This window comes from Porifericola rhodea, from assembly GCF_030506305.1.
GTDB lineage: Bacteria > Bacteroidota > Bacteroidia > Cytophagales > Cyclobacteriaceae > Catalinimonas > Catalinimonas rhodea.
Genome location: NZ_CP119421.1, coordinates 5474894 through 5487627 on the forward strand (window position 1 = coordinate 5474894; position 12734 = coordinate 5487627).

Consider the following 12734-nt stretch of genomic DNA (forward strand, 5'->3'; position numbering starts at 1 on the left):
TATGAATAAGAAGTGCCAAATATATTTACTACTCATTATGCTGCTGATGGCATGTGAGTCTGTCGTGACTATAGATGTTCCTCAAGAGCCATCTCGTCTGGTACTTAATTCGATTATTAATGAAGATGCTTATATAGAAGTATTTTTATCTCGTAGCAAGTATGTGCTTAGTAATAGCCAGCTGGAAGCTGTAGATGGAGCAGAAATTATGCTGGAAGAAGACGGGCAGGTGATAGCAAGGCTGGAAGCAAACCGTACCAGCACACTTAGTGGTGTATACACTACTGACTACAAGCCTAAAGCTGGCAACACCTATACGCTTAAAGCTTCTCACCCTGATTTTAATTCTGTAGAAAGTAGCACTACCATTCCTGTAGTGGTTCCTATTCATACTCTCAAATACGATACTACGGTTTACGAAGATAGTTATTATGACTACAACGACTCCCTGGTTACTAAACGGTATGTAAGTCTGGATGATATCTGGCTCGGTATAAGTGATCCACCCGAAGAAGAAAACTTTTACGAAATCGTTCTGTATCATTATTATCAGGAAGTGGTAGAAATGTATGACGAGGAGGGCAACTATCAGGGCTATGATACGGTAGACTATGCAATACCAGTGTACATCACTAGCGACGACCCGGTAGTCAGTGAGAATGATTTTTTTGAAGATTCTGGATATGTAGGTTCTTCACTGCTGTTTTCTGACGAAATATTTAACGGAAAAACCTATACTATTCATTTTGAAGAAAGCTATGGCTCTGTTTATTACTCTAATAAAGAGCAGGAAAATGAGTACCTCTTGCAGCTTCGTTCTTTAAATAAAAGCCAGTACCAGTATCTTCGCTCCATAGATTTACAATACGATACAGAGGGGAATCCCTTCTCTGAACCGGCACCAGTATACAATAATATTGAAGGAGGATATGGTATTTTTGCCGGATATAGCCTGGATGCAAAAACTATTTCTCTGCAAGACTAACCAAATCCTTTTATTAGTAATCAATAATTACTAAATTCGCACCTCAATTTCGGAATTGAAACCAGAAACTTTAAGATATAAGCCATGAGTGTTACTAGACTTAAAAGAAAAGGATTAAGAAATAAAGCGGTAGCTAAGAAGAGACAAGATACCATCAAGCAGCTTACTAAGCAGCCTCCTATCAAGAATATTGATGTGGAAGCAATCAAAGCTGAGTTTGAGAAAAAAGGAAGCAAATAATAATTAGCTACACTCAAGCTAAACATATAGAAAAAGGTACTTTTATACCTTTGTCAAGCATTGAGACACTCTTTTCAGAGTGTCTTTTTTTTAGCGCTTCATCTCTATTACTTCCATATTGCTTATTTTCTTGTTTGCTAACTGAAAGCGTAGCATAGTCCTCACCTTGTGAAAGCCCTGTTTGCCTGCTGCGCCAGGGTTCAGACAAAGCATTTCTTCCCTCTTATCATCTTTTACTACCTTTAAAATATGCGAGTGCCCACAGATGAATATATCAGCTTGCTTTTGCTCTAGTATTTTCCGTACTCTCTGATTGTAGCGAGGAGGGTAGCCCCCGATATGCGTCATCCAGACCAATACCCCCTCTACCTCAAACCATAAGTCTTCTGGAAAAGCACGTCTAACATCTTCTCCATCAATATTGCCATACACCGCCCGAAGTGGTTTAAGGCGCTCTAACTCCTGTACTACCGTAAAACTGCCAATATCTCCAGCATGCCAGATTTCATCCGCCTCTTTACAGTAAGAGAGTATGGCATCATCAAGATAACTGTGAGTATCAGATAAAAGTAAGATTTGCATAAAGGCAATGTTTTAGATGGCAAAAACGCAAACTACAAATGCTCACAGAATTCTACCAAGAGTTTTTGTTATTCCGCTTTTGCGCAGTAGCTTCACCCCTCTAACGAGCAGCTTTTATGAAGCACTTGAAACAATACTCTCCTTTACAACAAGTGTTTATCCTGGTCTTCGTTATCATGATTTTTTATCGCTTCATGACTGCCCTACCCCTATTCCCTGACGAAATTCTGGGTTTCGCATTTTCCAAAATTATCAAAGTTATCTGCGGCCTGAGTTTCAGCCTGGGGGCTATACTCATTTACACACGTCACAAAAAAGCTAAGCATGGATCTGGACATTGAGTTTTTATCGCGATTGCAGTTTGCCTTCACTATTATGTTCCATTACATTTTTCCGCCCTTTAGCATAGGTATGGGACTACTGCTGGTGATCTATGAGTCTCTCTACTTCTTTACCCGACAAAAGATTTACGAATCTATCACACGATTCTGGATCAAGATTTTTGCTGCCAATTTCTCTGTAGGGGTAGCCACTGGTATAGTAATGGAGTTTGAGTTTGGTACCAACTGGGCTACCTACTCTCGTTTTGTAGGCGATATATTTGGATCGCCGCTGGCAGCAGAAGGCATCTTCGCTTTTTTTCTTGAGTCAGGATTTCTGGCAATTCTGCTTTTTGGCTGGGACAGAGTAAAGCCCGGCGTTCATCTTTTTGCTACCTGTATGGTAGCGCTAGGCTCTATGATGTCGGCCTTTTGGATTGTAGTGGCCAACTCCTGGCAGCAAACTCCGGTAGCCTACGAATTGGCAGTCACCGCTGATGGCTATACCCGTGCGGTAATCACCGACTTTTGGGGTGTGGTATTTAACCCCTCTTCTATGGTACGCTTCTTTCACGTAATTGTAGGCTCATGGATACAGGGCGCTTTTCTGATCATGAGCGTGGCCGCCTATTTTATCATTAAAAAGAAAAATCTGGAATTTGCTTACCGTTCTTTCACGCTGGCGTTAATAGTAGCAGCTGTTTCTGCCCTCATACAACCCGCCATTGGTCACTATCACGCTCAGGTGGTAGGAGAATACCAGCCCGCAAAGCTGGCTGCTTTTGAGGGGCTGTACAAAACCCAAAAGAGTGCCCCCCTCTCTATTGTGGGCTGGACAGACCCCGACGAACGAAAAACATATGGAATTGAAGTGCCGGGCTTACTTAGCTTTTTGCTATACAACGATTTTGAAGCTGAAGTAATAGGACTGGATCAGTTTCCGGAAGAAGACTGGCCTCCGGTAGCACAGGTTTTCCAGACTTACCATTTAATGGTGGCTCTGGGCATGCTTTTTATAGCTTTAAGTCTGGTGAGCCTGTTCTTACTATACAGGAAAAAGCTATTTGAGACCAGATGGCTCATGAAGCTTTTCATCCCTATGGTTATTCTACCGGTAGTAGCCAATCAGGCAGGTTGGGTATCCGCGGAGCGAGGCCGCCAACCCTGGCTCGTTCAGGATCTCCTCCGTACCTCCGACGGCTTATCCAAGTCAGTAACCGCTCCTGAAGTGCTCATTTCCCTCACCCTGTTTTTTATAGTATATACCCTGCTCTTTTTTGTCTGGCTCTATGTGCTGGACAGGGAAATTAAACATGGCCCCGAAGATTACGAACATGGTGCTGAAACTTATCAGCATCGGGCAGAGCGCATGGATCCTTTGGAAAAATTTATTAAATAAAAGCACTACACCCTATGGACTTTAATGTAATCTGGTACATCATCATTGGACTTTTACTGGTAGGTTACGCCATACTAGATGGTTTTGATTTGGGAGTAGGCATACTGCACCTGTTTAGCAAAGGAGATCATGACCGTCGTATTATGCTCAATTCCATTGGTCCGGTTTGGGATGGTAACGAAGTATGGCTGATTACTGCGGGCGGAGCACTCTTCGCAGCCTTTCCCGAAGTATATGCCACCGCTTTTTCGGGCTTTTACCTGCCTTTTATGCTTTTGCTGATTGCTCTCATCTTCAGAGCTGTTTCTATAGAATTTAGAAGTAAAGAGCCCAGCAGGCTTTGGCGCAATACCTGGGATAGAAGTTTCAGCATAGGGTCTATGTTAGCCGCTATACTATTCGGGATAGCAATTGGAAATGTAATCATTGGTTTTTCTATTGGTCCCGATAAGGTTTATCAGGGAACTTTCTTTGACCTCATTACTCCTTATACCATTCTTACAGGCTTTTTTAACCTCTCTATGTTTGCCATGCATGGTGCTATTTACCTAAACCTTAAAACAGAAGGTGAGCTACAAAAACAGGTACAAGGCTGGATTAAACGGACCTATTTTATCTTCGTGATTATGTTTTTGATTACTACCGGGGCTACGCTTTACCTGAGGCCGGAGATGGTAGCCAACTTCTCGTTTGGTATGGTAGAGTTACCTGGCGCTTACCATGCTTTGGTAGAGAAAAACCAGACTATTATTTCAATACTTGCCTGGTTGATTGTGGTGCTTAACCTATTGTCTATTGCCAACATCCCCAGAACACTGGCAAAGGACAAACCTATGCAAACTTTCATCTCCTCGGCCTGCACCATCGGTGCTATTATAGGTCTGTTTGCACTAGGCATTTTTCCAAACATGATGATCTCCAGCTTATCACCAGACTTTAACTTAAATATCTACAATGGAGCTTCTACTGAATACACACTTAGAACTATGTTTTTTGTAGCTATATGGGGCTTTCCTTTTGTATTTGCCTATACATCTCTGATTTACTGGACATACAGGGGCAAAACCAAACTAAATGAGAGCAGCTATTAGGACTGCTCTCTTTCCTGTTTTTTCTTCCAGTAGCGCATTAAGCCCGACACACTCATGTAAGAGGGGTTAGCAGCTTCATACTGCTTGATGGCCGTTTCGCTGATACCCATATCTCGTAGCTGTTTAGCGACAAAAGCTTTAAATTCAGGCACAGTCTCTTCTGCTTCTTTGCCTTCCTCCATTTTTTCTTTAATCCAGTTGCTCCATTCCATAAGCCTTCTTTCTAGTTCCTGTAGATGCCAGTCTATATCTTCCGTTTTACCAAAATGGGTAAGATACATCGCTTTGGGTTTAAGCGCACGAATGGTTTTGATAGAGTCCAGCCAATCTTCCACATTGATATCTGGTGGCGGACAGGGAGGCTCCACTACCTGATCCTCAGGATGCACACGCACTCCTGCTACATCACCGGTAAAAAGCTGATCTCCAATCTGCCAGGTTATATGATGTACCGCATGCCCGGGGGTGTGCCAGGCCTTCACTTCGGTATCGCCCACCTTTATCACCTCTTGGTGCTCAACGGACCTCAGCCTACCCTCCGGAATGGGTTGCATATCGCCCCAGAGCCGGTCCATATCTTCTTTGTAAATACGTCGGGCAGAATTAACAAGCTTCTCCGGGTGAGCTAAATGTCGGGCTCCGAAAGGGTGGACATATACCTGAGCTCCTTCCCTGGCCAAAGCCCAGGCAGCGCCAGCATGATCAAAATGAATATGGGTAAGAAAAACATGTCTGATATCAGCGGGCTGGTAGCCAGACGATTTAATTTGCTCTACCAACACAGGAAAAGTAGAATAAGGACCACTCTCTATGAGTATAGGACCTTCGGAAGTGTCTACGATAAAGGCGGCAATAGCACGCTCAATACCTAAAAAGTTTAGATCTAGCGTCTTGATCATAAAAAATGAGGATTAATGCGTAAAAAAAAGAATTTATCATTTTCCCCTAGCATTCCCAAGCCTTCACGGTAGAATCAACAGAAAGTCACCAGTGTGCTGACTTCATATGTATCCGGCAATAGAATAGGCCAGAATGCCCACCATTTCTTTAATTAGCACTTCCCACTGGCCAATAGCAGCGGAGCTAGGAATAATGAGCACATCAGGGGTAAATTTGGTTTCTTCTGACCTAAATCCTACGCCAAAGGTATCTACATCCAAGCCTACATTTCTAAAGCAGGCTTCGGCTCTTCTAATATGCGTAGCTGAAGTAATCAACAGATAAGTCTCGTTCGGGTATTTTTCGTTCAGAATTTCAGCGCTAAACAGTGCGTTCTCTCTGGTATTCCTAGAACGGTTTTCTATCAGAATATCGCGCTTAGGTACTTTACTCAGTTCAAGCACTTTTTTGAGAAGTTCAGCCTCAGATACACTATCTACCAGCAATTTGCCTGAGCCACCGCTTAATAATATTTTGTCAACTTTACCTTCGCGATAAAGCTGTAGCGCATGTAGTAAGCGATCGGCTTCGCCAGTCATGTGCACCCGATCTCGGGGTTCTTTGTCGCTGGTAATTCCTCCCAAGACAATCCCAACTTTATATTTTGGTAAGCTCTCAATGGGTGTAGGATCTACCTCCCACCACTGCATTATAGCATTGCTGATAAACAGATTAGTAAACAGCAAAAGCATAAACATACCCAGGTACCAGAATAGCTTGCGATATTTTTTAAGAACCCAGCTTAACAAAAATGCCAGCACAATTAATGTGACCGGCATAAGTAAATAGTAGACTATTTTAGATAGTAGAAAGAACATACATTATTAACCATCAGCGAAAGAAAAGCCAAAGAATGCTAAAAACGATGACGAAAACAATCACGGCAATTACATCTTTATGTGGTTTATACTTCATACTTCATACTTAAATAAGCATTAGCCTGCCGCTATATTTTTCCCTCAAAGACTTTTTCGTTACCGGCATTATCTTCTACCAATAGTTTATACTCTCCGCTGAGTTCTGCCCTATCATCATCAGACTCTGTCCATATTACGTCCCATTTATAATCGTAGCGCATAAGCACCCATTTACCATTCACGTACATCTGATAGTTTTTAATACCAGACATCTGGTCTTCTATTTTAAATTTGAGCTGCCTATTGTTCACATTAATCGGAGTAACTACCGGCGAGAGCGTATCTGCGGCCAGCACATAGTCGCCAAAGGAACGTGTACTAAAAGAGATTGTGTTTCCACTCCACTCCCCACCTTCGTAACTAAGATCGCCGGAAGTGGTCAGTCGGTATACACTGGTTTTCTTTTTGGGCCCCGGAGGCAACATTTTTGGTTTCAGTTTCACCTTTATACTGCTTTTCAGGGGAGTATGATCTTCGTGTATTGTAAATATCTCTCTATCTGCATCTACCTGATAGTCCGTCGTAAGATAGAGCGTATCAAAAAGTGTGGATTTAGAAAAGTATATATCCATTTCTGGCTGATAAAAGCTGAAAGCATTGTATGCCGGCACCTTCATTTTAAGCGGAAATTTCTGTGTGCTCCCGCAAAGGTCAACAGAGTCGGGCATACCTCGGCGAAGATCCCAAAGGTAAATAGCCATATCATTAACAACATAGGCCGGAGCTTCTTCATAACCCATGCGGTTTGCAAAGAACTTGGCCAGCTTACGCTCATACACTCCTTCAGGATCTTTGTCGGCAGGTGCAAACAGCTGCAATGTGTTCCCTCTTACATGATAGTTCTGCTGATTGTAAGGCTTGCTAAAATATCGCACCTTAAAGTTTGCTTCGGGCTGGGGAGCACTGCCTTTCAAAGATAACCTTAAGCTACTGCTGTTTCCATAGTGGTCAATCAGTTTTACATCTACCCTGTGCTGCTCATTATCCTGAATATTCAGCTTACCCTTGTTCTTTAGTGATTTATAAAGGGGCAGAGTGTTACCATCATCTACATAAAGTTTGTAAAAGGTTCTATCCTGGCGATAGCGCTCTTCATAATTGGTAAACACATGAATATTTTTAGCATAACCAAAGGCAAGTTTATCTGTGAGGTAGCTAAAATAAGGCTCTCCGTCAAAAGACATTTCGGTAGAAGTAACGCCATAAATATTTCTGACACCATCAGCCCTATCGTATGCGGCTAACTCTATACCTACCTTACCATGCACCCGAATGTTTTCGCTTACCTCGTACTGGTTGCCATTGCTACGAACAGGAAACTCAAAGCGCCCAAACTGCCCGTTAATTCTAGCGTCTTTATCTAAAGTTACTAAAGCAACTTTACGCACATAAGGAGCCAAATTATCTACAATTTCTGAAAAATTAAATTGTAGCGGATCCATAGGAACCTGATTAGCACCCCTTATTTCAAAGTGGAGATGAGGTCCACCGGAGGAACCTGAATTACCGGCTTTTCCGATTATTTCTCCACGCTTTACCTGAAGGTCTTCTTTGTCGGGAAAAAGCTCAATGTCAAAAGTTTTTTGCTGGTACTGGGCTTCTCGTACGTACTCAGCAATTTTATCATTAAACTGATCTAAGTGCGCATATACTGTAGTGGTACCATTGGGGTGCTGTAAGTAAAGGGCATTACCATAGCCTCCCCAGGAGATTTTAATGCGGCTCACATATCCTTCTGCAGCGGCATGTACCGGCGCTCCAACTACCCCACCTACTTTAATGTCCAGCCCGGCATGCATATGTGAGCTGCGTAACTCACAAAAATTACCAGAAAGGTAATTACGCTTACCCGGGTTAATCGGAAAAACATAATAGTCATCTTCCAGTGTGGTAGAAACGAATACAGTTGATGTTAACAGTAAAGCTAGCAGTAATGTCAGTTTATTTAATTTCACACTCCAACAGTTTTTGATCTTCTATATATGCCGTTAAGACGTTGCCTTTTTGGATAGGCCCTACTCCTTTGGGAGTACCAGTAAAAATTATATCACCTTTTTTTAGGGTAAAATAGCGGGAAAGGTAGCTAACCAGATAATCAAACTTAAACAGCATCATACTGGTATTCCCTTCCTGCCTGCGTTCTCCATCCAGCTTGAGGCTAAAGTTCAGATTTTCCATATCAAACTGATCTTTAGATACAAACTCAGAAATGGGCGCAGAGCCATTGAACCCCTTAGCTAAAAGCCAGGGCAAGCCTTTTTCTTTTGCCTTTTGTTGCAAATCCCGAGCCGTAAAGTCAATACCTATTCCTATTTCTTCGTAATATTTGTGAGCAAACTTCTCTTGTATGTACTTACCCTCTTTTGAAATTTTTAGTAGGATTTCTACCTCAAAATGTATGTCCTGCGAAAACTCAGGATAGTAAAACGGATCATTATTTTTTAGTAATGCTGTGTCTGGTTTCATAAAAACAACGGGCTCTCCAGAGCTCTCATTGTTCAATTCTTTGATGTGTTCAGCATAATTACGGCCGATAGCTAGTATTTTCATAAAGGTGCTTTAATGGTAATTCTTAAATTTTAAAAATAGCGAACACTAAGGATGAAAAGCAAGACCCTACAGGGGTGACAAATTTGTTTTTTATAAATATAATTTACCTCAATTATCACCTTCTGCTCAATGAGCGAATACTTTATACAATTAGGTTCAGTTTGTTATACTCAGGCGACTGCTTCTTATAGCCGCTAAAGCTCGGTATACATACGCGCTACTGCCATATGTTATTTGTAGAAATTTTGCTTGACGCAGGTAAGTTATTAAACGACACAAAACAATTATTTGTATGTCCTTACGCATACCAAGCTAATTCTCCGTCTTTAGGTATTCATATAAGTTAAGTAAGCACCTCTCATTCACTTCTCACGTAGAATTTCACCCGCTTCCCAAACATACATTTAAGTGTTATTCACAATAAATATAAAAAATACACTCAAGTAAGTTAATACTAATACCTTAATCCTGAGCTATATAATTAAGTACTAGCTTGCACCCATATAATTTTTCTATTAAAATATTGTCTTTTACAGTTCATTTTTGTCTATGAAGGCTATTCTACGGCTCTCCCTCTTATTTGTATGTGTATTGATATGCCAGACGAATATGCAGGCCCAACAAAGCTACCAGCCTCTAAAGTCCGATAGCCTGTACAATCACTTACTTTTAGAAGAAACTGAAAAGCGTTTACAATATGATATTGCTAAGCTCTCCGGGCCTTTAGAGAATCAGTTTGCGGAAGTATATAAGCAGCGTTATTACGACTTGCATGCTAAGATAAATGCGCGTCACTTTGTATCTGACGAAAGATTAAACCCCTACTTTCAGGAGATTTTTCAGCATTTGCTAGCCTCAAATCCAGAGCTGAATCAGCCTTCCCCCCGTCTTCTTATCAGCAGGTACCCACAACCTAACGCAAGTTGCCTGGGCGAAGGCACTATAGTTCTTAATCTGGGGCTTATTCATAAACTGCAAAATGAAGGTCAAGTGGCTTTCGTTTTAAGTCATGAGCTGGCTCACCACTACCTCAATCATGTGAATAAGGCTATTGCTCGTCATATAGAAGCTTACAACAGCAATTATACACGCAAAAGACTTAAGAAAGCCTCTAAGCAAAAGTATAATCAGAAGGCAGAAGCTATGGCGGTACTAAAAAACCTGGCTTATCAGCAAGGCAGGCATAGCCGACAGCACGAAAAAAGTGCTGACTCTCTGGCATTGCATTTTTTACAAAAAAGCCGCTATTCGCCTTCTCACAGTATTTCTACACTAGCCTTATTAGATACTATTGATCGGCATACAAATTTGGCCGTTCCTGACCTTAAAAGCACCTTTCATGCTGAGGCCTATCCTTTTAAAGAAGAGTGGCTAATGGATGAGCAAAACCTCAGTTTTGGCTTTAACCAAATCAATGAGTTTGAGGCAGATTCTTTGAAAACTCACCCTGACTGCACAAGAAGAATCAATTGGGTCAAAGAAGAAATACGCTCACTCTCATCCATTTCCAGAAAGCATTATATAGCAGACAGCTCTCAATTCAATAAGCTGAAAGCCATATGCCAAAACGAACTTATAGAAAGTGAGTATCAGCTACAAAGGTACAGCAGAAGCCTGTACCTGGCCCTGGCGATGCTACAATCAACTCCTGAGCAGAGCTATCTGCATACGGTAGTTAACAAAAGTCTTTATCAGATTTATCAGGCTCAAAAAAATCACACTTTCAATGAATTTGTAGATATGCCTTCACCCTACTTCACTGATGGCTATAACCAACTTTTGAATTTCGTCGCCAATCTCAGACTCTCAGAAATAGCAAGGGTCGCATTTCATTATGCTGAGAACCAGAGCAGGCTGCACCATTACGATGAAGAGTTTTTATACAGCTACATTCTTTGTAGCAGAATAGCTGGAATAGAACCCTCAAACACTTCTTTAAAAGATTTGTATAAAAAACAATTTCCTAACGGGAAATACCTCAAACAAATAAACCAGAATTAACTAACCCTTTATTTCCAATGAAAGCGAATACTTTGACTAAATGCCTATGCATTTATCTGCTTTTTGCTGTAAACACGCTCGTTTGCGGACAAAGCAAAGCATTTGATGACCTTTTAACGGTTAACTTAAAAAACATGGGACCTATCGTAGAGAACGAAGAGGTCAGGGGCTATTACATGTTTTACAAAACTGATAACATTGACCGGAAGACGGTTGCTTACCAACTCCGAATACTGGATCAGAACCTGAATGAAGTAGGAACACAAAAAATAACCGGTTCTAAATATCTTTCTCTTCTGGAAGGTACTTTCAATGGTAAAAGTATCATGATGAAGCTTTATCATGTTAAAGATAAAACTGTAATTTTTCACCAGTATGATACCAAAGGCAAACTGATCAGCAAAACCAGTCAGGAAGTAGAATCTAAGTATGATGTGTCCAATTACTATCAGGGGGTGGTAAATAATACCGGAATACCCAATCAATTACATGCTATCCCTAATATGGGATTTGTAAACTACAGCACTGCCGATCAGCGTAAGATTGGCTACGCGATTGAGTTTTTCCCTGAAGAAGGTCATAAAGCCTGGACGTTCCGTTCACCTTCAGACTCTAAAGAAATTGAGGGGGCATCTATGGCAACTATAACTCCAGAAATGCTCATCAGCATGGTTTTAAAGAAGTCATCAATCTTTAGTAAAGATGCTACTCCTTACATTATGGGACTGGAACTTAGCAGCGGCAAAAAACTATTTGAGAAAAAGCTGGAGGGCAATAAATATTCTCTTAAAGTATTAAACTCTTACTACGACGAAGATAGTAAAGGCACTGTACTATTTGGCGAATATCACGATCTGGACGATAAAATGTTTAAATCTAATAGCCTCGGGATGTTTACCTTATCTATGGATCATGAGGGTAATTTTACCTCTGAAAGGTATATTTCATGGACACAGGACGTATCTAAATTTTTACCGATAAACCATAAAGGAAAAATAGATGACATGGGCTACTTATACTTCCACTCAATTAGAAAAAACGCAGATGGGAGCATCTACGCCATTGCAGAGCAGTACAGAAAAGCTGCCGATGGAGTAGGTATTGCGGTAGCCGCTTTGGGGGGAGGTGCCTCTGTAGCTAAAATTGTTGTAGGTGATATGGTATTCTTTGAGTTTGAACCAGATTTTACGCTAAAAAATGTAAAGTTTTTTGAGAAAGACAGCCGTTCGGTTACCCTACCTCCCGGTTATGGAATGGTTAATACTATCCTCTTAGGCCATTATGTTAAGTCTATTGGTGGTTTTGACTATATCTTCTCTCAAATGAGTAAAGATCACAAAACTTTGACGAGCGGATACCTCAATTATGAAAAAAGAAAAGGAGAGAAAAATGGATTTACCTTCGGAGCCATTTCCAACACTAATAATGAATATTATGTAGACAAGCTTAAGCTGAATACAGAATCTGACCGCATAAGTGTGGTTAAGGCCAAGCATGGATACGTACTGGTTTCAGAGTATTATGCTAAAGACAAAAAGCTGGATATGCGTCTGGAAAAGCTCAATTATTAAAGAGAAAATATTACTTTTTAGAAGCGACTCTTATGAGGGTCGCTTTTTTATTTTAACGCGAAGCTATTTCTTTCTAAGTCCTAACTAACCTATTGGCCTTTCTCTTAGTTAGTTCTATTACAACAATATTTTTTAAACT

Annotated in this window: 12 protein-coding genes; 7 read left to right on the plus strand and 5 right to left on the minus strand. The window is 41.0% G+C overall.

Features of this window, described 5'->3' with window-relative positions; all coding sequences use genetic code 11:
• Nucleotide 1 precedes the first annotated feature (1 nt).
• Both PZB74_RS22535 and PZB74_RS22540 read left to right on the plus strand, forming a co-directional pair.
• A complete protein-coding gene (locus tag PZB74_RS22535) occupies nucleotides 2-985 on the plus strand; it encodes a DUF4249 domain-containing protein (RefSeq protein WP_302239707.1) in 984 nt (327 codons plus the stop codon).
• A gap of 84 nt (nucleotides 986-1069) precedes the next feature.
• Nucleotides 1070-1225, plus strand: coding sequence for a hypothetical protein (locus PZB74_RS22540; protein WP_302239709.1), 156 nt, complete (start codon nucleotides 1070-1072; stop codon nucleotides 1223-1225).
• A gap of 90 nt (nucleotides 1226-1315) precedes the next feature.
• Here PZB74_RS22540 and PZB74_RS22545 read toward each other — a convergent pair whose 3' ends face one another.
• Nucleotides 1316-1807, minus strand: a complete 492-nt coding sequence (locus PZB74_RS22545; RefSeq protein WP_302239711.1) for a metallophosphoesterase family protein — start codon at nucleotides 1805-1807, stop codon at nucleotides 1316-1318.
• A gap of 116 nt (nucleotides 1808-1923) precedes the next feature.
• Between PZB74_RS22545 and PZB74_RS22550 the strand changes: the two genes are divergently transcribed.
• Genes PZB74_RS22550 through cydB form a run of 3 tightly spaced genes read left to right on the plus strand, consistent with a single transcriptional unit; the run spans nucleotide 1924 to nucleotide 4617 of the window.
• On the plus strand, nucleotides 1924-2148 hold the full coding sequence (locus PZB74_RS22550) for a hypothetical protein (protein WP_302239713.1): 225 nt from the start codon (nucleotides 1924-1926) through the stop codon (nucleotides 2146-2148).
• Complete coding sequence (locus PZB74_RS22555; RefSeq protein WP_302239715.1) at nucleotides 2132-3526, plus strand: cytochrome ubiquinol oxidase subunit I; 1395 nt, start codon at nucleotides 2132-2134, stop codon at nucleotides 3524-3526. Before PZB74_RS22550 ends, PZB74_RS22555 begins: the two co-directional genes overlap by 17 nt.
• A 14-nt stretch (nucleotides 3527-3540) precedes the next feature.
• Nucleotides 3541-4617 carry a cytochrome d ubiquinol oxidase subunit II gene (cydB, locus tag PZB74_RS22560; RefSeq protein ID WP_302239717.1) on the plus strand — a complete coding sequence of 359 codons (1077 nt, stop codon included), beginning with the start codon at nucleotides 3541-3543 and terminating at the stop codon, nucleotides 4615-4617.
• Here cydB and PZB74_RS22565 read toward each other — a convergent pair.
• The 4 genes from PZB74_RS22565 to PZB74_RS22580 form a co-directional block, all read right to left on the minus strand.
• Complete coding sequence (locus tag PZB74_RS22565) at nucleotides 4614-5516, minus strand: MBL fold metallo-hydrolase (protein ID WP_302239718.1); 903 nt, start codon at nucleotides 5514-5516, stop codon at nucleotides 4614-4616. The two genes, cydB and PZB74_RS22565, sit on opposite strands and share 4 nt — an antisense overlap.
• A 102-nt stretch (nucleotides 5517-5618) precedes the next feature.
• Nucleotides 5619-6335: a YdcF family protein gene (locus PZB74_RS22570; protein ID WP_302239720.1), complete on the minus strand. Its 717-nt coding sequence runs from the start codon at nucleotides 6333-6335 to the stop codon at nucleotides 5619-5621.
• A gap of 167 nt (nucleotides 6336-6502) precedes the next feature.
• Nucleotides 6503-8428, minus strand: a complete 1926-nt coding sequence (locus PZB74_RS22575; RefSeq protein WP_302239722.1) for a M23 family metallopeptidase — start codon at nucleotides 8426-8428, stop codon at nucleotides 6503-6505.
• Nucleotides 8415-9023: a fumarylacetoacetate hydrolase family protein gene (locus PZB74_RS22580; protein ID WP_302239724.1), complete on the minus strand. Its 609-nt coding sequence runs from the start codon at nucleotides 9021-9023 to the stop codon at nucleotides 8415-8417. Before PZB74_RS22580 ends, PZB74_RS22575 begins: the two co-directional genes overlap by 14 nt.
• A gap of 609 nt (nucleotides 9024-9632) precedes the next feature.
• Here PZB74_RS22580 and PZB74_RS22585 point away from each other — a divergent pair.
• Nucleotides 9633-11024, plus strand: a complete 1392-nt coding sequence (locus tag PZB74_RS22585; RefSeq protein WP_302239726.1) for a M48 family metallopeptidase — start codon at nucleotides 9633-9635, stop codon at nucleotides 11022-11024.
• 17 nt (nucleotides 11025-11041) lie between these two features.
• The gene (locus PZB74_RS22590) at nucleotides 11042-12595 is read left to right on the plus strand and encodes a DUF6770 family protein (RefSeq protein WP_302239728.1); all 1554 of its coding nucleotides are present in this window, start codon (nucleotides 11042-11044) and stop codon (nucleotides 12593-12595) included.
• Nucleotides 12596-12734 lie beyond the last annotated feature (139 nt).